Genomic DNA, 25542 nt, shown 5'->3' with positions numbered 1-25542 from the left:
GACTCTATGATTTTGATTGGCGCGCTTCTTCACGCGACCGATAACCACTTCGTTCGAAAAGCTATGATCACGATCCGGCTTTCGCAGCCAGCCCGCCGAAGCGTCGTTCGCGTCTGGCATATTCGGCGATCGCGCCTTCGAGCGCCGTTCTGTCGAAATCCGGCCAGTGAATCGGGACGAATACAAACTCACTGTAAGCCGCTTGCCACATCAGGAAATTCGACAGCCGCTGCTCACCGCTTGTGCGAATGATCAAGTCAGGATCGGGAATGTCCGGCGCGTCGAGATATCGACCCAGCGTATCGGCATCGACCGTGGCCGGGTCGCGCTTGCCGTCAGCGACTTCACGAGCAAGGCGCTGGGCAGCCTTTGCGATTTCCTGTCGCGAGCCATAGTTGAATGCAACGACAAGATTAAGCCGGTTGTTGTTCTTCGTCAGATCCTCGGCCTCTGTCAGCAGCGCGCAGATATCCGGCTCCAACCCGGCACGCTCGCCGATAACTCGCACCCGCACTCCGTCGCGGTGCAGCGTTGCCAGATCATTACGGACGAACCTTCGCAGCAAGCCGAAGAGATCGCCGATCTCGCTCGGAGGCCGCGACCAGTTCTCGGAACTGAATGAAAAAATGGTCAGATAAAGGATGTTCAATTCGCTTGCAGCACGGACCACGCGCCTCAACGCCTCGACGCCGCGGCGATGACCCTCCGCGCGCGGCAGTCCTCGAGCGGCCGCCCATCGGCCGTTGCCATCCATGATGATCGCAACGTGCAACGGTGTATCGGATTGGTCCGATCCCTCGATTGCAGGCGCAACAGCATTCGACATCAGGCCAGTCCAATCCTGCTAAACGGTAAGGATTTCCTTTTCCTTGCCCGCCAGCAACTGATCGATTTCGGAGATTACGCCGTCCGTAGCCTTCTGAACATCGTTCGCCAGGCGTTTCTCGTCGTCCTCGGAAATCTCGTGATTCTTTTCGAGCTTCTTGAGCGTATCCAAGCCGTCGCGACGCACATGACGAGCCGCCACCTTGGCCGCCTCCGCATATTTGTGCGCGACCTTTACCAATTCCTTGCGCCGCTCTTCGTTAAGTTCGGGGATACGCAGTCGCAATACCTGTCCCTCGGTGGCCGGGCTCAGTCCGAGGTTAGAATCGACAATCGCCTTCTCGACAGCCTTCACCATCGATCTGTCCCATACCTGTACCGACAGCAGGCGCGGCTCGGGGACACTGATCGTTGCAACCTGATTTAACGGCATGTGGCTGCCATAGGCATCGACTTGCACCGGGTCGAGCATTGACGGCGACGCCCGACCGGTCCGCAAGCCCCCCAGTTCATGCTTGAGGGACTGTATCGCTCCCTGCATTCGCCGCTTCAGGTCGCCGATATCGAAGTTTTCCGACGCCATGTGCCCTCCATCTGGAACTTGCCTGAACTACATCCGATCCGACGCCACGGATCAACTTGCGACGATCGTCCCGCGGCCGGTCCCCCTCAGGATGGCGCCGATAGAATCCGGTTCGGCGATCGAGAACACAATGATAGGCAGCGACGTCTCGCGAGCAAGCGCGAAAGCTGTCGCATCCATGACCTTATAGCCGCCTTCGAGCGCCTGCGAGTGACTTAACCGTTCGAACCGTTTCGCCGACGGGTCCTTCTTCGGATCGGCACTATATACGCCATCCACGTTGGTCGCCTTGAGCACGGCTTGCGCGCCGATCTCGGCGGCACGAAGCACCGCCGTCGTATCGGTCGTGAAATAAGGATTTCCGGTTCCGCCCGCGAGCAGAACAATTCGGTTCTCTGCAAGATATTTGTGCGCCGCACGGCGGGTGAAGAGCTCACAGACTTCGGGCATTACAAACGAAGAGAGGGCGCGCGCCGATTGCCCGCGGCGTTCGAGGGCGGCCTCGAGCGCAAGGCAGTTCATGACGGTTGCAAGCATTCCCATCGTATCGCCGGTCGGACGCGAGACGCCGCGGGACGATACCTCGACGCCCCGGAATATATTTCCTCCGCCGACAACGACCGCGATTTCAGCTCCCAGCGCGCGGGCCGCGGTCAGATCGCCGGCAATACGATCGATGGTGGGCTGATCGATGCCGAAAGATTGCGAACCCGCCAGATATTCCCCCGACAGCTTCACGACAACACGACGGTAGGCCGGCTGATCCATGATGCGTTAGCTCCGTCGCGAGTCAGACTGTCCCGCCTCAGATCCGGCGTCAGCCCTGTCCGGCCGCCGCAGCAACCTCGGCCGCAAAATCGGAATCGGCCTTCTCGATTCCTTCGCCGAGAGCATAGCGCACAAAGCCTGTAATCTTCACAGGCGCCCCAACCCTGCCCTCGGCTTCCTTGAGCGCCTGGCCAACACTCTTCTTGTCGTCGAAGATAAACGGCTGTTCCAGCAGCGTCTGTTCCTTGAAAAAGGTCTTCAGGCCGGACTCGGTGATCTTCTTGATCATCGCTTCCGGCTTGCCTTGTTGCCGAAACTTGTCAGCGAGGACGTCCTTCTCACGTGTGACGACATCCGGGTCGACTCCCGCGGGATCGATGGCCAGCGGATTCGTGGACGCGACATGCATCGCAATCTGGCGGCCAAGCGCTGCGAGCTCGTCGGCATTACCGGCAGACTCAAGCGCGACGATCACCCCCAATTTGCCTGCACCGTCGATCACGGCATTGTGGACATAGCTCGCGACGACCCCCTTGGCGACCTCCAGCGAATCCGCGCGACGCAACGTCATATTCTCGCCGATGGTAGCGATGGCATCCGAGATCGCCGTCTCCACGGTGGCGCTACCAACCTTGGCGGCCTTGATCACCTCGACATTGGCGCCGACGCTGAGGGCGACCTGCGCCACCATCTTGACCAATCCTTGAAACTGCTCATTGCGCGCAACGAAGTCGGTTTCCGAATTGACTTCAACGACGACACCCTTGTTGCCGCTGGTGACGACGCCGATCAGGCCCTCGGCTGCCACACGCCCCGCCTTCTTGGCAGCCTTGGAAAGTCCCTTCTTGCGCAGCCAGTCAATCGCAGCCTGCATGTCACCGTTGTTTTCGGTCAACGCCTGCTTGCAATCCATCATGCCGACGCCAGTGGTTTCGCGCAGCTCCTTGACCATCGCCGCGGTGATTGTCGCCATTGCTGTAATGTCCTTTGCCTGTCGGGAGATTGCGGTACGGCTTACTGCCCCCGCCACCTCTATTCAGGGATCAAGTCAGAAAATCAGGTCTGAAGCGGCCGGCCGCAACACCGCCCGCGCGTCACGTTATTCGGCCTCGGCGGTCATTGCCTTAGCCTGGGCAACCCAGCCGTCGGCCCGGCTTGGAAGGCCAACTTCTTCGCCAATCCTGTGCGCGGTATCGTGATCGAGCTCTGCAAGCTGCCAATAGTGAAAGATGCCGAGATCGTTGAACTTTTTCTCTATCGCCCCTGACACGCCCGTGAGCTTCTTGAGATCGTCGGCGACGCCTCGCGGCCCGGCGAGCCCCTGGAAGCCGGCAGGCTGCGCGGCATCCGGAAGCTGTTCCTGCACCGGCGCAACCGAGGCGCCGACATCGATGCCGGAATCACCCTGAGCCCGCGAAATGCCGTCGATTGCCGCTCGGGCAATGAGGTCGCAATACAGGCTGATGGCGCGGCCCGCATCGTCGTTACCGGGCACGATATATGTGATGCCTTTCGGATCGCAGTTGGTGTCCACGATCGCCGCGACCGGAATGTTCAGCCGCTGGGCTTCCTGGATCGCGATGTCTTCCTTGTTGGTATCGATCACGAAGATCAAATCGGGGAGACCGCCCATGTCCTTGATACCGCCGAGCGAACGATCGAGCTTGTCGCGCTCGCGCTGCAGCGTCAGCCGTTCCTTCTTGGTGTAGGCATTGGCATCGCCGGAATTGAGCACCTCGTCGAGATGGCGCAACCGCTTGATCGAACCGGAAATCGTTTTCCAGTTGGTCAGCGTGCCGCCCAGCCATCGCGAATTGACGAAATACTGTGCCGAGCGCTTCGCCGACTCGGCGACGCCGTCTTGCGCCTGCCGCTTGGTGCCGACGAACAGGATGCGGCCGCCCTTGGCGACGGTATCACTGACGGCCTGCAACGCACGGTGCAGCAACGGCACGGTCTGCGCGAGGTCGATGATATGGATGTTGTTACGCGCACCGAAAATGTACTCCGCCATTTTCGGATTCCAGCGGTGCGATTGGTGGCCGAAATGAACGCCAGCCTCAAGCAGCTGACGCATGGTGAATTCAGGTAGCGCCATGGTAAAATTCTCCGGTTGGTTCCTCCGGAAACGTGTGAGCAGACCGAACCGTCAAACCAAAAGGAATGCGGTCCGGCAGCCACCGGACGGCTTTTTAGGCCATGTTTCCGTGTGAGATGCGGCCTGTATAGCGAGGGTACCCGCTATACGCAAGGCAATCCGACCCCGCCGCCTGCGCTGCCCGGGCCGGTCAGACGGCCTGAACGTCCACGACCCCCGACACCGCCTTGATCGCGCCGGCGATCTGAGGCGAAACCCGAAAGCGGCCCGGAAGCTTTATCTCCACCTCCGTTTCAAGGTCCAGCAACATCACCAGCGAGACGTCACCGTCGCCGGCTTGCCTTGACGCTGAAACTCCGGCGCCCCCGGCCGGGTTACCGCTTTCGTTTGCCAGAAGACGTTTTTCGATCGACTCGAGCGGCTTGGAATCGCGCAGGAAAATCCGCAGACCCTTCTGTGTCTTGGCCGCGGCATCGTCGAGCGGCTCGGCACGGGACACCCGCGCCCGCACATCCTCTCCCTGCAACTCCGCGTCGAGTTGCAACAGCACTGCTGCTCCCGGCTCAAGTACGTCCCGAAATAGCGCCAGACCTTCTGAAAACAGCACCGCCTCGAAATGGCCGGTCGGATCGGACAGGCCGATGATGCCCATCTTATTACCGGTCTTGGTTCGCCGCTCCATCCGCGAAAGCACCGTCGCGGCTACCTTGCCGGCGGTCGCACCAGCCTTCACCGCGCGGGAAAATTCGATCCAGGACTGGACGCGCAGCCGCTTTAGCGCTGTCGCATAGTCGTCGAGCGGATGTCCCGAGAGGAAAAATCCAACCGCCTCATATTCGCGCCTCAGCCGATCAGCAGGCAGCCAAGCCTCCGCCCGAGGCAGCATGATGTCGGGCGCGTCCGCCATGCCGCCGAACATGTCATTCTGACCGAGTATCGTTGCCTCGTGACTGCGCTGGCACGCGGCAAGGATCGCCTCGGCGCCGGCGAACACGCGGGCGCGATTGGGCTCGAGCGCATCGAACGCTCCGGCGGCTGCGAGGCTTTCGATCACGCGCTTGTTGATGGCACGTGGCGGCACCCTGGCGGCGAAGTCGGCCAGCGAGGTAAAAAAGCCGTTCTTGCGAGCTTCGACGATCAGTTCGACCGCGTGTGCGCCCACCCCTTTCAGCGCGGCCAGCGCATAACAAATAACGCCTTCGCTCACCTCGAAGGTCGCGCCAGAGCGGTTGACCGACGGCGCTTCGACCTTGATGCCCAGGCGGTGGGCTTCCGCGCGAAATTCCGAAAGCTTGTCGGTGTTGCTCATGTCGAGCGTCATTGACGCCGCCAGAAACTCGACGGGGAAATGCGCTTTCATATACGCCGTCTGATAGGAGACGAGCGCATAGGCCGCCGCATGGCTTTTGTTAAATCCGTAATCAGCGAATTTCGCCAGCAGCTCAAAGATCGTTTCCGCTTGGCCTTTGGGAACGCCGCTTTTTACGGAGCCGGCAACGAAGATCGCGCGTTGCTTTTCCATTTCCGCGCGGATTTTCTTGCCCATCGCCCGCCGCAGCAGGTCGGCGTCTCCGAGCGAGTAGCCGGCCATAACTTGGGCGATCTGCATCACCTGTTCCTGATAGATGATGACGCCGAAGGTTTCCTTCAGGATCGGCTCGAGCATTGGATGAAGAAACTCCGCCTCCTCCTCGCCGTGCTTGCGCGCGCAATAGGTCGGAATATTCGCCATCGGCCCCGGCCGATACAGCGCGACCAGCGCGATGATGTCCTCGAAACGGTCCGGGCGCATGTCCACCAGCGCTCGCCGCATACCCTGGCTTTCAACCTGAAACACGCCGACCACGTCGCCTTGCGCCAGCATCTGGTAGCTGGGTGCATCATCGAGCGGCAGTGTGGCGAGATCGACGTGGATATTGCGCTGCTTTAGCAACTTCACCGCAACGTCAAGAACGGTCAGCGTCTTCAGGCCGAGAAAGTCGAACTTCACGAGGCCTGCCGGCTCCACCCACTTCATATTGAACTGAGTCACCGGCATGTCAGACTTTGGATCGCGATACAGCGGCACGAGTTCGCTCAAGGGGCGATCGCCGATCACGATGCCCGCCGCATGGGTCGAGGCGTGACGTGTCAGCCCCTCGAGGCGCTGGGCGATATCGAACGCGCGTGCCACTACAGGATCCTCATCGCGAAACGCTTGAAGCTTCGGCTCCCCTTCGATCGCCTGCTTCAACGAGACCGGCGCTGCGGGATTTTGCGGCACCAGCTTGGTGAGCTTATCCACCTGACCGTAAGGCATCTGCAGGACGCGGCCGACGTCGCGCAGCACGCCCCGCGCCTGTAGCGTGCCAAAGGTGATGATTTGCGCGACCTGATCGCGACCATAACGCTTCTGCACGTAGTCGATGACCTCACCGCGCCGTTCCTGGCAGAAATCGATGTCGAAGTCCGGCATCGATACGCGTTCGGGATTGAGGAAACGCTCGAAGAGCAGGCCGAACCGGATCGGATCGAGATCGGTGATCGTGAGCGCATAGGCTACCAATGAGCCGGCGCCGGAACCACGTCCGGGCCCGACTGGAATTCCCTCGGACTTGGCGTATTTGATGAAGTCCGCAACGATCAGGAAGTAGCCCGCATAATTCATGCGAGTGATGACGTCGAGTTCAAAACCAAGGCGCGCGCGGTAGTCGGTCTCCATCATTCCAGTCGAGACGCCGTGCACCGCTAGCCGCTTCGCAAGCCCCTCTTCCGCCTGCCGCCGCAATTCAGCAGCTTCATCGTTTTTGCCGTCCGCCGCGGCGGCGTCGGAGGCCACTGTAAAGTTCGGAAGGATCGGCTTGCGTGTCATGGGCCGGAACGCGCAACGTTCTGCGATTTCAACCGTGGACGACAACGCTTCGGGGATGTCGGCAAACAGGACAGCCATTTCCGCGCGGGTTTTGAAGCGATGATCGGAAGTCAATTGCTCGCGTTCGGTCTCCGCAACCAGGCGACCGCCGGCGATACACAGCAAGGCGTCATGGGCCTCATAATCATCGGAGCTGGCAAAATACGGCTCGTTGGTTGCAACCAGCGGAAGACCCTTCGCATAAGCGAGGTCGATCAACGCACCTTCGACTCGCCGTTCCTTGTCCAGGCCATGACGCTGCAACTCCACGTAGAGCCGGTCGCCGAAAATCTTGGCGAGTTGATCGCAGCGAGCAATCGCAAGCGCTGAATGATCGGCGGTGAACGCCAACGCCACAGGGCCCTCCGGCCCGCCGGTCAAGGCGATCAAACCTTCGTTCTCACCCCGAAGCCACTCCCAACTGATGTGCGGGCTGTAATGCACCGGCGTTTCGAGGAACGCCCGGGAGTTCAGTCTCATCAAGTTACGATAACCGACCTCGCGAGTCGCCAGCAGGACGATTCGGGCGGGTGGAAGCGCATTCCGCGCATTGGCGTCCTGATCTCCGAAATCCACTGCCAGTTCACAGCCGATGATCGGCTGAATGCCCTGGCCCGCGACCTTGTCGGAGAATTCCAGCGCACCGAACATATTGTCGGTATCAGTGAGCGCCAATGCCGGTTGGTGATCCGCCCTGGCGAGCTCCGCCAGTTTCTGGATCTTGATCGAGCCTTTCAACAACGAATAGGCCGAATGGACATGCAGGTGAACGAAACCTGCGTTAGCCGCGACTGTTTTCTGGATCATGGCTTCTTGAGCAATCATCGGGCCGAATCGGCACGGGCCGACCCGCAGCGAATGAATGGTGAGGGCTTGCACCTGGTGAGTCCATCCGAAACCCCCACACCCGCGCGGCTGTTCTCGCTTTCCCCAGTCCGCCGGACCTCGCTCACGAAAGTTGAGGAATAAGCTGCGCCCAGACGGCAACCATTCCAACGAACAGCACGATCGACGCCAGCGCCGACGCCTCCTCCACAAACATTCTCAACATGGTTCGGCCCTCCTCTGACTAGAACATAGGAGGAACATTGTTCCCTTTATGTTCTAAAAGTCAAGTAAGGACGACCTTGGAACAAATCCCTTGGTTAATGGCGCGGGTTTCGCCGACCACCATCACTTGCGTGGCCGCTTGGTCAATTTGTAGGACCACCACGCCGTTGCGTGGTTCCAGCTTTTGATAGGTAGGCTACAGACGTCACAATCTGCATGCCCCGTGTCCTTAAACGGACTGGTATAGACCGTCACTGCGTAGACGGCGCCGCAACCAGAACAGGTATATTCACCGCCGTCGCGGCTTCGCACGCCAGGTTTGAGTTTCTGAGCCATAAGGGGCCGATAGCGCTCCTTGGTCCACTTCGCAAGTCGTTTCGTTTGCCGCGAAGAGACAAACTACCAAAGGTTCAGGCGCGGCTTAGTTGAGAAGAAATGACCTGCCGTATCTCACGTGGTTACCGTCGAACGGGAAAAGCCTGAGTCGGGATTCCTAAGAGTCTTTCATTTGACGCGTTTTCTTCACGCGAACCGGATTCCACTTCGCTCAAAAACGCTTCAGCTTTCGAGAGATAAGCCTTAATCCGGGCGCAACGCATCCGCCATTTCCTGAATGATCGCTTGCGCGGCGGCTTTTGGATTATCCGCGGCGTAGATCGGCCTGCCCAACACCAGGTAATCCGCCCCCGCACGCATGGCTTCAAACGGTGTGGCCACCCGCTTCTGATCATGCTTGGCGCCGCCGCTCGGGCGGATACCAGGCGACACGATCATCAGCTTGTTGCTGGTCTGCTTGCGAAGCTCGGCGACTTCCAAGGCCGACGCGATGACGCCATCGACTCCAACCTCAAGCGCCCTCTTCGCGCGTGCAACGACCAAGTCTTCGACGCTGCACTCGAATCCCATTTCCTTGATATCCTCGGCATCCATGCTTGTGAGCACAGTGACGCCGAGAACCTTCATGTCGGAGTTGCCGCGACCGGCGACGGCAGCTTTCATGATGCTCGCAACGCCATGCACGGTCAGGAAGGTGATCTTCAACTCGGCTGCCTGGGCGACCGCGCGTTGAACGGTCTCTGCGATGTCGTAATATTTGTAATCCAGGAAAACCCGCTTGCCCTCCGCAATGAGTTCCCTGGCAAATTCGTTTCCGCCGACGAGTTGCAGCCCTAAACCGACCTTGTAAAAAGAGACTTCGTCGCCCAAGTCCCGAACGAGCTTCCTTGCATCCTCGATATTCCAGTAATCGAGAGCGACAATCAGCTTCTCACGGGCGAGGTCGAGATAGTGTGAGCCGGTCATGCCGCGGGCCACCTCAATGCTTGTCAAAGGACCTCGAAAGTTCGAGGGTTGGTTAGCCTGACACCGAACTTTTGAAGTTTTGCGTTTAGCGAGATGGAACTACTTCAGGCGAGGATATATATCAATATGCGGGGCAGTCACACGCCCACCTGCAAGCTTTGCGACTTGATAACTTGATACGCGGCCAAAAAGCGAAAGTGCTTATCAGTTCATTCATTCAGGAATCATTTGATGCGCGGAACTTTCATCGCTCTAGCTCTGATTTTCTCGTGCGCCACAGCTAACGCCCAGAACTGGGACCCCCGTTATCCGGTCTGCCAGATGCTTTACTCACCGGTCACGATGAGTGACTGCCGCTTTGAAACCATGGAGCAATGTAGGGCGTCAACAAGGGGCTTGTACGCCCAATGCATGGAGAACCCCTATTTCGCCGGCACGCCAGACGATCGGAGGCGGCCACGACGACGACACCACTACCAATAATCAAGACGAAAGTTGGCGCCGTCTGGTCAAATCCCTTCAGTCGAGTTCGACCACGTGACCGTTCTCAAGCGATACTCGCCGGTCCATCCGATCTGCGAGTTCCAAGTTGTGCGTCGCGATCAGCATTGCCACCTGAGTCGCTTTCACAAGCTGCATCAGCGCATTGAACACATGATCTGCTGTTTGGGGATCGAGGTTGCCGGTCGGTTCATCGGCAAACAGCACCCGCGGCGCGTTGGCAACGGCACGCGCGATTGCAACCCGCTGCTGTTCTCCGCCGGATAACTCCGCCGGACGATGGGTGACGCGGTCCTCGAGCCCGAGATAAGCGAGAATTTCGTGTGCGCGCTTGACCGTCTCTGCGCGCTTGAGACCGCGGATCATCTGCGGCAGCATAACGTTTTCAAGCGCGGTGAACTCCGGAAGAAGACGGTGCGACTGATAGACGAACCCGATATCGGTGCGCCTTATCTGCGTACGCTCAACGTCCGAGAGACTGGACGTCGCGGTTCCTCCGATATAGACCTCCCCTGCATCAGGGCTTTCGAGCAGTCCGGCAATATGCAGCAGGGTTGACTTGCCCGATCCCGACGGGGCCACCAGCGCAACGGACTGGCCCGCCCACAAGGCAAGCTTCGTGCTGTCCAGAATGGTCAGCCTCGTTTCACCCTGCGTATATTGACGCCTGATATCGTGAAGATAAACAACCGGTACTTCCTTCGTCTCTTGCTCCATGTCGGGCTCACTCGTACCGCAGGGCATCGACGGGATCGAGCCGCGCCGCGCGCCATGACGGATAAAGAGTCGCGAGAAACGACAGCGTCAGCGCCATGATCACAACGGCGCTGGTCTCCCGAACATCGATTTCGGCCGGCAGTTTGGACAGGAAGTAAAGCTCAGGTGAGAACAGCTCCGTGCTGGTAAGCCATGAGAGAAATTCGCGGATCGACTCGATATTGAGACAGATCACGAGCCCCACCACAAAGCCGGTAAGCGTGCCGACCACGCCGATTGCCGCCCCCGTGATCAGGAAGATACGCATGATCGCTCCCTGAGAAGCGCCCATGGTGCGCAAAATGGCGATATCGCTCCCCTTGTCTTTGACCAGCATAATCAGCCCTGAAACGATATTCAGCGCCGCGACCAGGACAATCAGCGTCAGGATCAGAAACATCACATTGCGTTCGACCTGGAGCGCATTGAAAAACGTCGAATTCCGCTGCCGCCAGTCGACCAGAAACACCGGGCGGCCCGCAGCTTCCGTCACCGACGCGCGGTATTCAACGATCTTGTCCGGATTGTCCGTATAGACCTCGATCGCGGTGACATCGTTGGCGCGATTGAAATAGGCCTGCGCCTCAGCCAGCGGCATGAATATGAAGGTGGAATCGTATTCCGACATCCCGATTTCGAACACCGCCGCGATCTTGTACGGCTTAATGCGCGGTGTCGTGCCCATCGGAGTTACGGCCCCGCGCGGTGCGACCAGCGTCACGCTGTCGCCTGCGTGCAGCGAGAGTTGATCGGCAAGACGCCGGCCGATGGCCACGCCTTGTCCGTCGTCGAACCCGTCGAGCGTCCCCTGTTTGATATTCTGGGCGATGGAGGTGAGATTGTTGAGATCATTAGCCCGGATGCCCCGGACGAGCACACCGGCGGCATTATACGGCGAAGACGCGAGCGCCTGACCGTCGACGACAGGCGCGGCAAGCCGTATCCCCTGCACCTGACTGATACGGTCCGCAACGTCCTTCCAGTCGGTGAGCGGCGACTCCAGCGGCTGAACCAAGAGGTGCCCGTTCAGGCCAAGGATCTTGCTAAGCAGTTCCGTGCGAAAGCCATTCATGACAGCCATCACGATAATCAGCGTGGCTACGCCGAGCATGATGCCGAGGAACGAGAAGCCGGCTATGACGGAGATGAACCCTTCCTTCCGCCGCGCTCGCAGATAGCGCCCGGACAGCATCCACTCAAAGGCGGCAAACGGCTTGGTTCGAAGCGGCTCGTTCATGGTCTCATCCATCTTTCGATAATCCCATGATTCGCGGCCAATTGTGGCCGGAATGGCATTGAATGCCGCGCGCGGTGGATAATCGCTACGTCATCAACCGCGCAATCGCATCCTCCAACGCGACATGCTCTCGCGCCCCGTCGCTCCGTCGCTTGATCTCGACCTTGCCTTCGGCGAGCCCCTTCGGGCCCACCATCACCTGCCAGGGAATGCCGATCAGGTCGGCGGTTGCGAACTTCGCGCCTGCCCGCTGGTCGGTGTCATCGTAAAGCACGTCAACTCCCCTGGCGGAGAGTTCGCGATAGAGCCGTTCACATGCCGCGTCAGTATCACTGGCGCCTTGTTTCAGATTCAGGATCGCCACCGCGAACGGCGCCACGGCGTCCGGCCATTTGATGCCCGTCTCATCATGACAGGCCTCGATGATCGCTCCGACGAGACGGGAGACCCCCACTCCGTAGGAGCCGCCATGGATCGGCTGCTCAATGCCGTCGGGGCCAGCCACCAGTGCCTTCATCGAGTCGGAATACTTGGTGCCGAAATAGAAGATCTGACCGACCTCAATGCCGCGGGTATGAACGCGTCTCTCTTCCGGAACCTCGTGCTCATAGCGCGACCCATCATGCACGTCCTCTGTCGCGGCATAGGCTGTGGTCCATTGCTTGACGATCGGCGTCAGATCGCCATCGTAATCCACATCCATGTCAGGTACCGGAAGATCGAGAACATCCTTGTCGATATAGACGCCGGATTCTCCGGTCTCGGCGAGAACGATGAATTCATGACTGAGATCGCCGCCGATCGGGCCGGTCTCCGCCCGCATCGGAATCGCCTTCAATCCCATACGCGCGAATGTGCGCAAGTAAGCGACGAACATCCTGTTGTAGGATCGCCGCGCGCCAGCTTCATCGATATCGAAGGAATAGGCATCCTTCATAAGGAATTCGCGGCCGCGCATGACGCCAAAACGGGGACGCTGCTCGTCACGGAACTTCCACTGGATATGGTAGAGATTGAGCGGCAGGCTTTTATAGGAACGGATATAGCCGCGGAAGATCTCGGTGATCATTTCCTCGTTGGTCGGACCGAACAGCAGCTCGCGCTTGTGGCGATCCTGAATCCGCAGCATCTCCGGTCCATAGGCATCGTAACGCCCGCTCTCGCGCCAGAGATCCGCGAGTTGCAGCGTCGGCATCAATAGCTCGATCGCGCCGGCGCGGTTCTGCTCCTCGCGCACGATCGCCTCGATCTTCTTGAGCACCCGAAGACCCAGCGGCAGCCAAGCATAGATGCCGGCCGCCTCCTGGCGTATCATGCCTGCCCGCAGCATCAGCCGGTGCGAGACGATCTCGGCTTCCTTCGGGGTCTCCTTCAGAATCGGCAAAAAAAACCGCGACAATCGCATGGGCAGGCCTGGAATCGCTTGGAGACACGGACGCTGGCAGTGAAACCGGATCGGCCAGCAAAATACAAGGTCTGCAAGACGACAAGCCGCGCAAAAGCGACGGAATTTCACGTTTTCGGAGTCAGTCGAAAGAATAAAGCAGAGTTTGATTCAACGCAGTTAAAACGGACTCTAATGGATCTGAATCTCTGCCTCGGCATGAAATTGATCGAAATCCGAGATCAGCACATCGAGTGCGAGAGTCCATCGCCCGGCGACCGGGATCGCCATCGAAACCTGCCATTGTCCTTCGCCGGAGGACCTCGCTTCAGCAATCGAGGCCTCGACACCGTTCTCCTGACTGGACAGCGTCACGGAAACGGCCTTGGCGGCAAGCACCTGCTCGTCCGGTGTCCGCAACTGGATGGCAATACTGACAGGACCGGACCGGCCACGTGACACGGTAATGTCCGCCATCAAGCGTTCGGTATGAACGTGCGTAAACAGGGGTTGGGCGGCGAGAAGGGCGCGAGGCGGAGGTGTAAAACGCCAAAGTCCGACGACGCCGAGGATGCCGACCACCAGGACCAGTTCGGCAATGATCGTCCGTCGCATGAGACGGCGAGACTTATCCCGGCCCTCCCCGACCTGCGGAGTAAGAAACAGCCGATTCCAGAGCGCTATCGCCAGCAGCAGTACTATCAGCATGAGCTTGATCGCGAGAACGCGGCCATAGCTCGTCGTCCACAACGCGTCCGGCCGCTTGAGTTGCACGACGGCGAGCAGCAGCCCGCTCGCCAGCAGCGCTGCGACAGCGAAGGGGATGACCCACGAAAACCGCTTCAGGGCCTCGATCGCGGCCTGGCGAGGCCCGCGCATCGCCAGCGCGAGCGGAGCCAGCGACCCGACCCAGAATGCCAGAGCAATGCCGTGCACAAACACCGCAGGCGCGGTGAGCCATCGCGGCGAAGCCGTGGCAGCATGACCGGTCGTCGCCAGCGCCAATCCGACACCCAATAGAGCGCCGAGCGACATCACCCTGGCGCGGGTCCCGCCGACCCGATGCGATAGCGAGGCCAGCAGCAAGGCCGCGGCCGCGATCACGGCCGACAACCCAAACGAGCCGTGAGCGCCTACGATCCACACCTCCGGGTCCGGGTAACGACGATAACGGCAACGCCAGGGCATCGAGCCCTCGCAGCCCTACACCAATTGCCAAACTGCCCAATGCGACCAGATCGATGACGTTACCGATGACGCGCACGGCAGGTGCGGACGATGCTTGCATCCATGCGACGAAGAACGCGCCGCCAACGCCGACGAACAAGCCGAGATAGACGGTTACCCGCGTCAGCCAGATCGCGCCACGAAGCAGCGCGTCGTCCGAGCGCATCGCTTGCGGTGCATTCGCGCCACGCTGGCCAATCCAAAATGTCGTGGAGCCGCCCACCGGATGACCATCGGCCGAAACCACACGCCAACTGATGACGTGCGCGCCGTTGTCCAGCTTCGCCGGCGTGAGGATAAGCTGCGCGCCGTCGCGGCGAATCCGCGTGACGCTCTCAGCCGCTCCGCTCTCATCGACGATCCGGATCGTCAGCGGCTCGACGGGCTCGTTGAACGTCAGCGTCAGGGTCGCCGGCGAACGTGCCAACAGAGCGCCGTCAGCGGGATCACTGGCTATCAGGCTGGCGTGGGCCCAGGCCGCCGACGACAACAGCACTGTCATCAACAGCCAGCACCACACCACCTGCGTGAAATGTCTCACCGACGACGATTCTCAGCGTTTGGCTTTCAGTCGAACCACCGGCGCAGGCTTGTGCAGTCCGTCGAGGACCTGTCCGGCCTGTGGGATTTCGATCCAGCGCTCGACCCCCTGTTCGCACTCCTGCACGGCGGAAAAATAAAGGTTCTGCCCCGCCTGGTCCGGGAGTCGGACGACCAGACCGAACGTATCATAGAGGCTGTCCGGCAACGGACCCCCACGCCAGGCGACCTCATCCACGACATCTGTGATGGTATTTCCGTGTGGTCCTTGCGCCGGCGTTTCGAGCTTTTTGCTCTTGATTTCGACATTCCAGCCCGTCTTCATCTGCGGCTTCGCCGACAGAATGCCTTCCGGCAGCTTGATCCGCAGCGCCGTGGTCGCGCTGCCGTTGCAGCCGTGCGGCACGGTAAAGGTGAGATGTGCATAGCTGTCCGCGGGTGCATCCGCCGGCTGGACCGTGACATGCGCCAGCGCTGCGTTACACGAGATGATTGCGGCAGCCACCGCAACGGCCGAACCTATCCACGATCCTAACGCGCGCGTCACTTCTCGCCTCCATCCTGTGAATGATCCGGCATCTTTTTCATCATCGCTCCACCGGCCGGCACGCCCGGCGCTCGCGCACCGATGCCTTCCACATCGAGCGTGACCGCGACGTTGCCGGCCTTTTCGAATTCGAGCGTCACCGGCACCTTTTCACCCTTTTTGAAGGGATGCTTGAGATCGACCAACATCAGGTGATAGCCGCCCGGCTCCAGCTTGACCGTCTTGCCCGGCTCGACGGGGAGTCCACCCTCGACCTGATGCATTTTCATTACGCCGTTGCTCATGCTCATTTGATGAACTTCGAGCTTGCCGGCTGCATCGGTCGAACCGCCGACAAGTTTATCGGCAACCGCACCTTTGTTCTCGATGGTGAGATATCCGGTACCGACCTTGGCGCCGCCCGCCGTGGCACGAGTCCAGGGCTGAGAAATCACCAGATCGCCGACGCTGGCGGATTCAGCGTGGACTGGCGTCACCAGGCCAAGCGCAGCGACCGCCACGGCGCCGATGATGCCGCGAAGCGCCAAACATGATTTCATGACATTCTCCTTTTGGTTCTGTCACAAGAGGACCGTTCGATCATAAGCACTGGTCGAAAAGATGCCGATATGCGCGCGTATAGGCACTCACCATCGCACTTTGAACCCAGCATAGACCGCGCGCCCAAATCCAGGTTCAAACAATGGTGAGTTCGCGTTGGCCCGATCGATGATCGAACTGGAAGCGATGTAGGCCTTGTTGCCGATGTTGCGTGCCTCGACGTAGCCAGAATACCTGCCGCCATCGTCAAAGCCGGTTTTCAGTCCATAGATCGCATAGCCGTCCGTGCTCAGCGTGTTCGCGCTGTCCACATAATAGCCTTGCGGCACCCATTCGATATTCGGACCAATGTAGTACCCGTTCGGATGCTTGTAGAGCAGCTCGCCTCGGACGAAGTGGCGCGGCGCTCCAGGCAGCAGATTATTGCCGAACACCGGATCATTGCTGAAACGGAAATCGCTGAAGGTATAGGCAATGTTGAGCCAGAGCCGGTCCGGCTGATCGCCGCGCACGAAAAGATTGCGGAAGATCGCAGCGCCTGCGCCGGCCTCGATGCCCTGATGCATCGTGCGATCAGCGTTGGTGACGTTGCAGTTACCGAACGCGCTGAATAGACAAAGCAGTTCGTTGTCGATCTGCGCCCGGTAGTACGTCAGCTCCCAAGTGGCGTCAGGCCGCCCCGCGCGCGTGCCGATCTCGTACGTCGTCGCGCGCTGCGGCCGAATGCTGGTAAAAGGAATGGTCGGAATCCCAGGACCGATCGCACTCTCGCCGTAGCTCGGCACCTCCGCGCTGCGCGAAATGTTGGCAAAAGCCTGCCAGGTCGGATCGATCTGCCACAATAACCCGCCTTTCGGGCTCCACAGGCTGAACTCCGTCCGGCCCGATTGATCGCCGTCGCTCAGGAGGCGGTCTTGCCTGTCGCGCGTCGCGTAAAGAAACTGCGTGCCCGCGACCGCGGCGACGTTCGGCAGGAAATAGAACGAATCCTCGGCATAGACCGAAGTGTTCTTCGAGCGATCGATCGACGACCACAGCAGCTCACCCTTCTGGCCGGCGAGATTGGCGAACTGTTGATTGTCGATCCTGCCATTGATCACGTTGACGCCCGCCACCAGCCGGTTGCGGAAGCCATTGATCATGCGGTCATCGACCGCTCGCACGAACGCGCCATAGTCCTGATAGTGATAATCAAGCCATTGGAAGATCGGGTGCATCAGATGGCGATCGATCCCGAACGCACCGAACTCCACCGTCGTATTATCGAACCGCATGGTGGTCTTGTTACCTATACGCACGGAATCGATATTTCGCTGCCAGTCGCCTGTAAGGTTGTTGACAGCGGCGGTCTCAGGTGACGTCAGCGCCGAAAACTTGCTGACGCTGCCGGGGATGCGTTGCCGCACACTGTTGGCGTTGAGATAAAACCGCGTCTCGAAATCCGGCGAGAATTGATAACCGACGTTGCCGCTGAGGCGCGTCGCCTGGCCGAAGCTGTGATCGCGAAAGCCATCGCTGCTCTGCGTTGCGGCGGTGATAAAGCCATCCCACGGACCGTTGTTGCCTCCGGCCTTGGCCTGCAACCGCCGGAAGCCGAAAGCGCCGGCATCGACGCTGACGCCGTTGATGAAGGGATCGCGGCCGGACGGCGTCACAAAATTGATGGCGCCGCCGAGGGAGTTAGCGCCGAAGCGCAGCGCATTGCCCCCCTTGAAGACTTCGACATACTTATAGGCAGTCGGATCGATTTCCTGGAAATCGCCATAGCCGTCGGACGTGTTGATCGGGATTCCGTCCATATAGAGCTGCACGCCACGTAGATGGAAGTTACGCGACAAGCCCGAACCTCGGATCGACAGCCGGGTGTCGTCGCCCCATTTCGGCTGGACGAACACGCCGGGCACGTATTCCAGCACGTCCTTGATGGTGTTGGCGACAGTCGAGTTCTTGTAGGCATCGGCTATCACTAGCGCGACGCCGCCGGGCGTCTGTTGGATTTCCCGCAGCGCCTGCTGCGCGGTAAGGACCGTCAACGATCCGGGGACGGCGGCCGGAGCAGCGGCCTGCGAAGGAGCCTGTGCATGACGAACGGCCTGATTTGACCGCGGCGTGCTTCGCATGGCGGGCTTTAACTGAGGTTTGTCGGGCTGGGCCGCCATGACTGTTACCGCCGGCAGCGTTACTCCGGATTGCGCGAAAGCCGCGGAAGGCAACATGATCGCAACGGACGTCGCGAGCACACGGCGAAGCCCGCTGCCTCCGACGGAGGCAAGGCAATTGAACATGATAATTTACCTGATACCGGACATTCGCCCGGAGCGTTCGAACGGATTCGGATCGCTGCAAGATCGCAGCAATCGTTCAAAACTCACCGATCAGGAAATAACGGGAGGGCCACGCGCTTGCGCGTTGGAGCCGACCGCCGATGGCGGCAGGACGAAGGTCAGATCGCGCCAGCGGACCGCATTGGCATTCCGTTCGACCTCGACAATGGAGGCTTGCGGGTCAGCAGTCGGGGTCGCGCTACTGCCGACACAGCATAATGTACAGCACGCGCCGCTTGCCTTTTGATGGTCCGCCTGACCGTCTTGCGAAATGCTGCCGTCAGTGGCGTGGGAACAGATGGCGCCCGCAGTCGGATCACCCGTCGTGTTGCTCAACGCTCGGCAGGCGGCGATTGGTGCGAAAATCTGCACCAGCATCGCAAACATGACGATCGGAAGAAGCCTTCCCAGCCGCCGTCGCATGATCCCCTCAGCCGTTCGCGTTGAGAGCTATCACGGCCGGAGTCGAGTGTCGAGCCGATATCCTACAGGTCGGCGGAGGGGTGTACGAGCGAATACAAGACCACAACGATCAGCGGTTTTGTATTCTAACGCTGGCCCGGCCTTTCTCTTGAATGCACCAGTATCCGACGCGGCGCCGGGACAGCGCGCACAGTGCTTCGCGAAAGCTAATCCGAAAAACCCATCAGTCGCGACAACCGCGCCACATTCAGCAGGCCTGAATAATACGACCAGGCCGCGATACCATAGAGCGTCAGTGAAATAATCGTGGTCCAAATCACTTTGCGCAGCATCAACGCCCGCACAGGGGCTCCGGGATCGGTGCCCGGAGCATGCTCGCCGTCTTCATGCTGGCTTCGCACACCGAACGGCAGCATCAGAAACAGCGTTATCCACCAGAAGACAAAATAGATCGCAACACCGGAGAAAATTGCGGAAACCATCAGGATTGCTCGATCTCGACAAGCGCGCCGGAAAAGTCTTTCGGATGGAAGAAAAGCACCGGCTTGCCATGCGCACCAATCTTGGGCTCGCCGTCGCCGAGAACGCGCGCGCCCTCTGCTATGAGAATATCACGAGTCGCGACGATGTCAGGAACCTCATAGCAGACATGGTGAATACCGCCATCCGCATTACGCTCCACAAACTTCGCAATCGGAGACGTCTCGCCGAGCGGCTGAATGAACTCGATCTTCGTATTTGGCAGCACCGCGAACACTGTGATCACCCCATGCTCGGGCAACGGCAGCGCGGCAGAAATTTCCGCGCCGAAGGCGACGCCGTAAATCTTTGCCGCCTTTTCGGCATCTCTGACGGCAATAGCCACATGATTGAGCCTACCCAGCATGTCATCCCGCAATGCAATGGTTGGATTTAGTTTCGTCGCACCTGCATCACATCCACCTCCATGTCCGGGAAACACCGTCAAGGGGAGACGTTAATCCACTATACTATAGCGTTTTCGAGCAAAGTGGATACCGGTTCGCGTGAAGAAAACGCGTCAGATCAAAATCATGGAGCCTCGCTTCTGATTCCATCAGAAGCGGAAAGGCTCTAGATCACCAGAACGTGAATATAGCAGAGTGGCTTCTTGCCCCACTCTTCCGCGACTGCTGCCCGTACCGCGCGGCGCACCGACTCGGCCATCGCATCCGGATCGCGCCGCCGTGTCCGCGGCAACTCTTTCACCGTCGAGACCACCGTGTCGAAAACGATGTCGTCGAGTATCTCGCCGGCCATATTCTTCTCCGGTATGCCAACGAGATCAACTTCGGGATCCTCAACCAGTTCACCTTTGTCCGTGACAGCAATTGCCACGAACACGCAGCCGGCAAATGCCATGCGCCGCCGCTCGACGACCGCGCGCGACTTTGAATCCTCCAGGATGGAGCCATCCTTGTAAAGCCGCCCTGACGGCAATTCATCGATGATGCCTGGGTCTCCTGGCCCAAGCCGGACCAGATCGCCATTCTTGCAGATCAGAACTTTCGGCACGCCTGAAGCACGCGCCAACTGCGCATGTTCGGAGAGATGCAAAGCCTCGCCGTGCACCGGGATCAGCAGACGTGGGCGAACCCAGGAAATCATGTCCCGCAGCTCGTCGCAGCGTGGATGGCCAGAGACATGAACAAGTCGGGTGCGATCAGTAATGACCTTGATGCCCTGCGCCACAAGACCGTTGATGATAGCGCCGACGGCTTTCTCATTGCCGGGAATGGTGCGTGAGGAAAAGATCACGGTGTCGCCACCGTTCAGCGTGACCTCCGGATGATCGTCCCGGGCGATGCGGGCAAGTGCCGCCCTGGGTTCGCCCTGACTGCCCGTGCACAACGCCAATACTTTGTCCGCAGGAAGGTGGCCATAGACTTCGGCGCTACGGAAATCCTGCACCCCGTCCATATGCCCGGTCTCGCGCGCGACTTGCACCACGCGCGCCATTGCACGGCCGACCACTACGACCTCGCGTCCTGCCTCACGCGCGGCATCGGCCACCGCGCGCAGCCGTCCGACGTTGGACGCAAACGTTGTCACCGCAACTCGGCCCTTGGCGGCCTTCACCAATTCCGCGATGGTTTTGGCGACTTCGATTTCAGACGGCGAACGCCCATCCCGCACCGCGTTGGTCGAATCGCCGATCAGCGCCAGCACGCCTTCGTCGCCAAGTTCGCGAAAGCGCCGTTCGTCGGTCGGCGGGCCGATGATGGGCGTCGGATCGATCTTCCAATCGCCGGTATGCACAACAATTCCAGCTTCCGTATGGATCGCAAGGGCATGGGATTCCGGAATCGAGTGCGCCACCGGAATGAATTCCACGCCAAAGGGACCGATCCCGATACGCCCTCCCGAAGGTACGATAGTCACAGGGATGTCGGGCGAATTGCGTTCAGCGGCGCATTTGGCCTCGAATAAAGCCGCGCTGAATTTGGTCGCGTAGATCGGGCATCTCAGACGCGGCCACAGATCGATGATTGCGCCGAAGTGATCCTCATGGGCGTGCGTCAGCACCAGGCCGACAAGGTTCTTTCGTTCCTGTTCGAGAAACCGGATGTCCGGCATGATGAGATCTATGCCCGGCAAATGTTCCTCGTCGCCGAAGGATACACCGAGATCGACCGCCAGCCAGCTGCGCTGATGACGATTGCCGAGCCCGTAGATCGACAGGTTCATGCCGATCTCACCCACGCCGCCGAGCGGGGCGAACATCAACTCATCAGGCCGCGCTATCATGTTGCTCCGACCGAGGCTGCCGTGCCGAAATACACATCGCCGGCGGAGACGGCCACTCGCGTACCGTCGGAGGTCGCAACGATCAAACACCCGTTTTTGTCGATGGTATCAAACAGGCCGGATACCATTGACTGGCCAGACTGGACCGAGACCTGTTGGCCGACGCCGGCCGCCCGATCGAGCCACAGCCGCCTGATCTCGCCAAAGCCACGACCCATGTCCCAGATCGCGCGAAATTCAGCCCAGGCCTCGGTCAGCGCGCGAAATAAATCCTCCGCGCCGATGTCGATGCCGAGGTCCCTCAGCGCAACGGCCGGATACGGCATTCCCTCAGGCGCAGCAACCACATTAGTGCCTATGCCGACAACAACGGCCAGACGGTCACGTGCAACCACCTCGGCCTCCAGCAGGATCCCCGCGAGTTTCCTCCCACCTGCCAACACGTCATTCGGCCATTTCAAATGAAACGTCACCTTCTCCGAAACTGGAGATCTCATGCGCGCTTCAAGGCTGACTGCTTGAAGCGCAGCTTCGAGCGCCAACCCTGCCGCAAAGCTCAAGGTCGCTGCTACGGCGGGCGAGGTATCGATAACCTCGAGTACGCTGCTGGCCAGATTGCCCCGAGGGGAGATCCAGCTACGCTGCCGACGACCCCGTCCCGCGGTTTGTTCCGCCGTTACCAGCCAGATCGGGCCGGTCTCGCCCGTTCGCGCACGCACCAGCGCTTCGGTGTTAGTCGAGCCGATGCGGTCAAAAACCGCGAGTCGGTAACCAGCCGATGCAGCTCGTGGACCGAGCGAGAATGCCATTAGAACAATGATTTCGCAGCCGCCGTGGCTGCGCTGACCAAGGGTCCCGGATACACGAAGAACAGCATGTTAAAAAGCGCCGTCGCCGCCACCACCGAACGCAATTCGATGTGCACCGCGTCTGTCGCCTCGGCCTGCTCGTCGAAATACATCATCTTGATCACGTTGAGATAGTAGAACGCACCGACGACGCTGGTGATGACGCCGATCACGGATAGGGCAAACAGTCCCGCCTTGATGGCCGCGCTGAAAACATAGAATTTGGCAAAGAAACCGGCCAACGGCGGGATTCCGGCGAGCGAAAACAGCAGCATTGCAAAGAAAAAAGCCAGCAGCGGATTGGTTCGCGATAGCCCCGCGAAATCGCTGATCTGCTCCAGGGCCTGACCGTTACGACTCATGGCGAGAATGACAGTAAAGGCCCCGAACGTCATCACGGTATAGATGACCAGATACAGCACGACGCCCTGCGCGCCTTCGACCGTGCCGGCAGCAAGACCGACCAGTGCAAAACCCATGTGGCCGATCGACGAATAAGCCATCAGGCGTTTGATGTTGCGTTGTCCGATCGCGCCGAACGACCCCAGCGCCATGGACGCGATCGCCACGAAAACCACGATCTGCTGCCACTCGGCGACGACCCCAGAGAATGCCGTCAGCACCACGCGGGTAAACACAGCCATCGCCGCGATCTTCGGCGCCGAGGCGAAGAATGCCGTGACCGGCGTCGGCGCTCCTTCATAGACATCGGGCGTCCACATATGGAATGGCACCACCGACACCTTGAAGCAAAGGCCAGCCAGCAGAAAGACAAGGCCGAACACAACGCCGATGCTACCGGTCTTCGCAGCGGCTGCAATGCCGGCAAAGCTGACCGTTCCCGTGAATCCATAGATTAGCGAAGCGCCATACAGCAACATCCCGGACGCCAGAGCGCCAAGGACGAAGTATTTCAAACCCGCTTCGGTTGACTTGACGTTGTCACGGTTGCTCGCCGCTACCACGTAGAGCGCAAGGCTCATCAATTCGAGCCCGAGATACAGCATGATCAGGTCGGCCGCCGAAATCAGCACCATCATGCCGACCGTCGAAAGCATCACCAGAATTGCGAACTCGAACATCCGACGGGACTGGTCCTCGAGAAACTCCCGGGACAGAACGAGCGTCGCCGCAGAGCCGAGCAAGGCAAGTATCTTCAGAAACCGAGCGAACTCATCGACGATGAAGCTGCCGCCGAACGTCATCAGCCTGCCGTGCGGCAACAGATACTCAATCACGCCGGTCCCGATCAGAAAACAGATCGCAAGACCGGTCACGAGGCCGGCTGCACGCTGGCCGCACCATGCCCCTATCAACAGCAACACCATCGCGCCGACCGCCAGAACAATTTCCGGCAATACGGGAAGCAGTTGATATCCAGCGGCCTCAAACATCATAGCTGGCATCCCTGACCTGCCGCGATCATGGCAGCGCCGCAGCCTTGATGGCGGCGGTCGCGCTTGCGTAATTGTTGACAAGATTTTGTACGGAAGCCGCCGAGAAATCGAGCACCGGCTTCGGATAAACGCCGAACAGGATCGTTAGCACCACAAGCGGCGCCAGCGTCAGGCCCTCGCGGAAAGTAAGATCCTTAATGGTCGCAAGCGACGGTTTGACCAGCGCCCCGAACACGATCTTGCGATAGAGCCACAAAGCGTAGGCTGCTGACAGGATCACGCCGAGCGTTGCCGCGACCGCTGTGGGAATGTTGACCTTGAAGGTGCCGATCAGCGCAAGGAATTCCCCGACAAATCCGGACGTTCCGGGCAGTCCGACATTGGCCATCGTGAAGACGAGAAACACCATCGCATAAAGTGGCATCCGGTTGACGAGCCCGCCATAGGACGCGATCTCGCGCGTGTGCATTCGGTCATAAACCACACCGACACAGAGAAACAGCGCGCCCGACACGATCCCGTGCGACACCATCTGGAATACGCCGCCGTGAACCCCTTGCATGGTGCCGGCAAAAATTCCCATGGTCACGAATCCCATGTGAGCTACCGACGAATAAGCAATCAGCTTCTTCATGTCCTCCTGCATCAGGGCCACCAACGAGGTGTAGACGATCGCGACAGCGGAGAGAACGAAGACCAGCGGCGCGAAGTCATGCGACGCAAGCGGAAACATCGGCAGCGAAAAGCGCAGGAAGCCGTAGCCCCCCATCTTCAGCAAAATAGCTGCAAGGATCACCGATCCCGCCGTGGGTGCTTCGACATGTGCATCCGGAAGCCAGGTGTGCACGGGCCACATCGGCATCTTGACCGCGAAAGATGCAAAGAAGGCAAGCCACGCCCACATCTGCAGATTGTACGGAACGGATGTGCGCATCAGCGTCGGAATGTCAGTCGTTCCGGCATTCCAGTAGAGCGCCATGATGGCCAGTAGCATCAGAACCGAGCCGAGCAGCGTATAGAGGAAGAACTTGAAGGTGGCATAGACCCGACGCGGACCGCCCCAGATCCCGATGATCAGGAACATCGGGATGAGGCCGCCTTCAAAGAATACGTAGAACAGCAGCAGGTCGAGCGCCGAGAACGTGCCGGTCATCAGCGTTTCCAGAAGCAGAAACGCCATCATGTAGGCAGGCACGCGACGGGTAATCGATTTCCAGCTTGCGATGATGCATAGCGGCATCAACGCCGTGGTGAGAATGACGAACGGCAGCGAGATGCCATCGACGCCCATGTGGTAGCGAATGCCGGTGGCAAGCCAGGTCGCCTGCTCGACGAACTGGAATCCCGTATCGGTTGGATCGAAGCGCGCAACCAGGATCAGCGACACCGCGAGGGTGACGATCGTCGTCCACAGCGCAATCCAGCGCGCGGTGCGGTTGGCGGCTTCGTCGCTGCCACGAGCCATCACGTAAATCAGAACCGCGCCGACCGCCGGCAGAAAGGTCGTGACAGACAGAATGGGCCAGGTCGTCATTC

22 protein-coding genes and 1 pseudogene are annotated in these 25542 nt (G+C 59.7%); 1 reads left to right on the top strand and 22 read right to left on the bottom strand.

Going from position 1 to position 25542, the window contains the following annotated elements:
- Nucleotides 1-67: 67 nt before the first annotated feature.
- The 7 genes from AC1RT6_RS02060 to pyrF form a co-directional block, all read right to left on the bottom strand.
- On the bottom strand, nt 68-826 hold the full coding sequence (locus tag AC1RT6_RS02060; RefSeq protein ID WP_079446653.1) for an isoprenyl transferase: 759 nt from the start codon (nt 824-826) through the stop codon (nt 68-70).
- Nucleotides 827-844: 18 nt separating this feature from the next.
- Nucleotides 845-1408: a ribosome recycling factor gene (gene frr, locus AC1RT6_RS02055; RefSeq protein WP_079446654.1), complete on the bottom strand. Its 564-nt coding sequence runs from the start codon at nt 1406-1408 to the stop codon at nt 845-847.
- Nucleotides 1409-1459: 51 nt separating this feature from the next.
- On the bottom strand, nt 1460-2176 hold the full coding sequence (gene pyrH, locus AC1RT6_RS02050; protein WP_079446655.1) for a UMP kinase: 717 nt from the start codon (nt 2174-2176) through the stop codon (nt 1460-1462).
- 49 nt (nt 2177-2225) lie between these two features.
- On the bottom strand, nt 2226-3149 hold the full coding sequence (gene tsf / locus AC1RT6_RS02045; protein ID WP_493028991.1) for a translation elongation factor Ts: 924 nt from the start codon (nt 3147-3149) through the stop codon (nt 2226-2228).
- Between the two features lie 126 nt (nt 3150-3275).
- Nucleotides 3276-4274: a 30S ribosomal protein S2 gene (locus tag AC1RT6_RS02040; RefSeq protein WP_079446657.1), complete on the bottom strand. Its 999-nt coding sequence runs from the start codon at nt 4272-4274 to the stop codon at nt 3276-3278.
- 190 nt (nt 4275-4464) lie between these two features.
- A complete protein-coding gene (gene dnaE, locus AC1RT6_RS02035; RefSeq protein ID WP_079446750.1) occupies nt 4465-7971 on the bottom strand; it encodes a DNA polymerase III subunit alpha in 3507 nt (1168 codons plus the stop codon).
- A gap of 822 nt (nt 7972-8793) precedes the next feature.
- A complete protein-coding gene (gene pyrF, locus AC1RT6_RS02030; protein WP_079446659.1) occupies nt 8794-9516 on the bottom strand; it encodes an orotidine-5'-phosphate decarboxylase in 723 nt (240 codons plus the stop codon).
- A 231-nt stretch (nt 9517-9747) separates the two neighbouring features.
- Between pyrF and AC1RT6_RS02025 the strand changes: the two genes are divergently transcribed.
- The gene (locus AC1RT6_RS02025) at nt 9748-9999 is read left to right on the top strand and encodes a DUF3551 domain-containing protein (RefSeq protein WP_079446660.1); all 252 of its coding nucleotides are present in this window, start codon (nt 9748-9750) and stop codon (nt 9997-9999) included.
- A 36-nt stretch (nt 10000-10035) separates the two neighbouring features.
- On the opposite strand, the gene AC1RT6_RS02020 is transcribed toward AC1RT6_RS02025, so the two are convergent.
- The 15 genes and pseudogenes from AC1RT6_RS02020 to AC1RT6_RS01950 form a co-directional block, all read right to left on the bottom strand.
- The gene (locus AC1RT6_RS02020) at nt 10036-10734 is read right to left on the bottom strand and encodes an ABC transporter ATP-binding protein (RefSeq protein WP_079446661.1); all 699 of its coding nucleotides are present in this window, start codon (nt 10732-10734) and stop codon (nt 10036-10038) included.
- A 7-nt stretch (nt 10735-10741) separates the two neighbouring features.
- A complete protein-coding gene (locus AC1RT6_RS02015) occupies nt 10742-12022 on the bottom strand; it encodes a lipoprotein-releasing ABC transporter permease subunit (RefSeq protein WP_079446662.1) in 1281 nt (426 codons plus the stop codon).
- Between the two features lie 73 nt (nt 12023-12095).
- Entirely contained in the window at nt 12096-13415 is a 1320-nt protein-coding gene (gene proS, locus AC1RT6_RS02010) for a proline--tRNA ligase (protein ID WP_079446663.1), read from the bottom strand.
- A 171-nt stretch (nt 13416-13586) separates the two neighbouring features.
- Nucleotides 13587-14582, bottom strand: coding sequence for a copper resistance D family protein (locus AC1RT6_RS02005; protein WP_472790044.1), 996 nt, complete (start codon nt 14580-14582; stop codon nt 13587-13589).
- Between the two features lie 295 nt (nt 14583-14877).
- Nucleotides 14878-15123, bottom strand: a pseudogene (locus tag AC1RT6_RS02000) (copper resistance CopC family protein); the annotation flags it as partial.
- A gap of 51 nt (nt 15124-15174) precedes the next feature.
- A complete protein-coding gene (locus AC1RT6_RS01995; protein WP_079446665.1) occupies nt 15175-15708 on the bottom strand; it encodes a YcnI family protein in 534 nt (177 codons plus the stop codon).
- A complete protein-coding gene (locus AC1RT6_RS01990) occupies nt 15705-16247 on the bottom strand; it encodes a copper chaperone PCu(A)C (protein ID WP_079446666.1) in 543 nt (180 codons plus the stop codon). Before AC1RT6_RS01990 ends, AC1RT6_RS01995 begins: the two co-directional genes overlap by 4 nt.
- Nucleotides 16248-16334: 87 nt before the next feature.
- On the bottom strand, nt 16335-18533 hold the full coding sequence (locus AC1RT6_RS01985) for a TonB-dependent receptor family protein (protein ID WP_309772663.1): 2199 nt from the start codon (nt 18531-18533) through the stop codon (nt 16335-16337).
- Between the two features lie 90 nt (nt 18534-18623).
- Nucleotides 18624-18995 carry a DUF2946 domain-containing protein gene (locus AC1RT6_RS01980; RefSeq protein ID WP_079446668.1) on the bottom strand — a complete coding sequence of 124 codons (372 nt, stop codon included), beginning with the start codon at nt 18993-18995 and terminating at the stop codon, nt 18624-18626.
- A gap of 206 nt (nt 18996-19201) precedes the next feature.
- A complete protein-coding gene (locus AC1RT6_RS01975; protein WP_079446669.1) occupies nt 19202-19477 on the bottom strand; it encodes a DUF1467 family protein in 276 nt (91 codons plus the stop codon).
- Nucleotides 19477-19881, bottom strand: a complete 405-nt coding sequence (mce, locus tag AC1RT6_RS01970; protein WP_079446670.1) for a methylmalonyl-CoA epimerase — start codon at nt 19879-19881, stop codon at nt 19477-19479. The genes AC1RT6_RS01975 and mce overlap by 1 nt, the downstream gene beginning before the upstream one ends.
- 206 nt (nt 19882-20087) lie before the next feature.
- On the bottom strand, nt 20088-21758 hold the full coding sequence (locus tag AC1RT6_RS01965; protein WP_079446751.1) for a ribonuclease J: 1671 nt from the start codon (nt 21756-21758) through the stop codon (nt 20088-20090).
- Nucleotides 21758-22570 carry a biotin--[acetyl-CoA-carboxylase] ligase gene (locus AC1RT6_RS01960; protein WP_079446671.1) on the bottom strand — a complete coding sequence of 271 codons (813 nt, stop codon included), beginning with the start codon at nt 22568-22570 and terminating at the stop codon, nt 21758-21760. The genes AC1RT6_RS01965 and AC1RT6_RS01960 overlap by 1 nt, the downstream gene beginning before the upstream one ends.
- The gene (gene nuoN / locus AC1RT6_RS01955; protein ID WP_079446672.1) at nt 22570-24006 is read right to left on the bottom strand and encodes an NADH-quinone oxidoreductase subunit NuoN; all 1437 of its coding nucleotides are present in this window, start codon (nt 24004-24006) and stop codon (nt 22570-22572) included. Before nuoN ends, AC1RT6_RS01960 begins: the two co-directional genes overlap by 1 nt.
- Nucleotides 24007-24031: 25 nt before the next feature.
- The gene (locus AC1RT6_RS01950) at nt 24032-25540 is read right to left on the bottom strand and encodes an NADH-quinone oxidoreductase subunit M (protein WP_079446673.1); all 1509 of its coding nucleotides are present in this window, start codon (nt 25538-25540) and stop codon (nt 24032-24034) included.
- Between the last annotated feature and the right edge of the window lie 2 nt (nt 25541-25542).

The organism is Nitrobacter sp. MLSD-S21 (genome assembly GCF_058809865.1).
This window is presented reverse-complemented; position numbering and strand designations above follow the sequence as displayed.

Excerpts from the sequence above, each read along its gene's own strand:
- AC1RT6_RS02060 (WP_079446653.1), bottom strand. The coding sequence starts at position 826 with ATGTCGAATGCTGTTGCGCCTGCAATCGAGGGATCGGACCAATCCGAT.
- frr (WP_079446654.1), bottom strand. The coding sequence starts at position 1,408 with ATGGCGTCGGAAAACTTCGATATCGGCGACCTGAAGCGGCGAATGCAG.
- pyrH (WP_079446655.1), bottom strand. The coding sequence starts at position 2,176 with ATGGATCAGCCGGCCTACCGTCGTGTTGTCGTGAAGCTGTCGGGGGAA.
- tsf (WP_493028991.1), bottom strand. The coding sequence starts at position 3,149 with ATGGCGACAATCACCGCGGCGATGGTCAAGGAGCTGCGCGAAACCACT.
- AC1RT6_RS02040 (WP_079446657.1), bottom strand. The coding sequence starts at position 4,274 with ATGGCGCTACCTGAATTCACCATGCGTCAGCTGCTTGAGGCTGGCGTT.
- dnaE (WP_079446750.1), bottom strand. The coding sequence starts at position 7,971 with ATGATCCAGAAAACAGTCGCGGCTAACGCAGGTTTCGTTCACCTGCAT.
- pyrF (WP_079446659.1), bottom strand. The coding sequence starts at position 9,516 with ATGACCGGCTCACACTATCTCGACCTCGCCCGTGAGAAGCTGATTGTC.
- AC1RT6_RS02025 (WP_079446660.1), top strand. The coding sequence starts at position 9,748 with ATGCGCGGAACTTTCATCGCTCTAGCTCTGATTTTCTCGTGCGCCACA.
- AC1RT6_RS02020 (WP_079446661.1), bottom strand. The coding sequence starts at position 10,734 with ATGGAGCAAGAGACGAAGGAAGTACCGGTTGTTTATCTTCACGATATC.
- AC1RT6_RS02015 (WP_079446662.1), bottom strand. The coding sequence starts at position 12,022 with ATGGATGAGACCATGAACGAGCCGCTTCGAACCAAGCCGTTTGCCGCC.
- proS (WP_079446663.1), bottom strand. The coding sequence starts at position 13,415 with ATGCGATTGTCGCGGTTTTTTTTGCCGATTCTGAAGGAGACCCCGAAG.
- AC1RT6_RS02005 (WP_472790044.1), bottom strand. The coding sequence starts at position 14,582 with ATGCCCTGGCGTTGCCGTTATCGTCGTTACCCGGACCCGGAGGTGTGG.
- AC1RT6_RS01990 (WP_079446666.1), bottom strand. The coding sequence starts at position 16,247 with ATGAAATCATGTTTGGCGCTTCGCGGCATCATCGGCGCCGTGGCGGTC.
- AC1RT6_RS01985 (WP_309772663.1), bottom strand. The coding sequence starts at position 18,533 with ATGTTCAATTGCCTTGCCTCCGTCGGAGGCAGCGGGCTTCGCCGTGTG.
- AC1RT6_RS01980 (WP_079446668.1), bottom strand. The coding sequence starts at position 18,995 with ATGCGACGGCGGCTGGGAAGGCTTCTTCCGATCGTCATGTTTGCGATG.
- AC1RT6_RS01975 (WP_079446669.1), bottom strand. The coding sequence starts at position 19,477 with ATGGTTTCCGCAATTTTCTCCGGTGTTGCGATCTATTTTGTCTTCTGG.
- mce (WP_079446670.1), bottom strand. The coding sequence starts at position 19,881 with ATGCTGGGTAGGCTCAATCATGTGGCTATTGCCGTCAGAGATGCCGAA.
- AC1RT6_RS01960 (WP_079446671.1), bottom strand. The coding sequence starts at position 22,570 with ATGGCATTCTCGCTCGGTCCACGAGCTGCATCGGCTGGTTACCGACTC.
- nuoN (WP_079446672.1), bottom strand. The coding sequence starts at position 24,006 with ATGATGTTTGAGGCCGCTGGATATCAACTGCTTCCCGTATTGCCGGAA.
- AC1RT6_RS01950 (WP_079446673.1), bottom strand. The coding sequence starts at position 25,540 with ATGACGACCTGGCCCATTCTGTCTGTCACGACCTTTCTGCCGGCGGTC.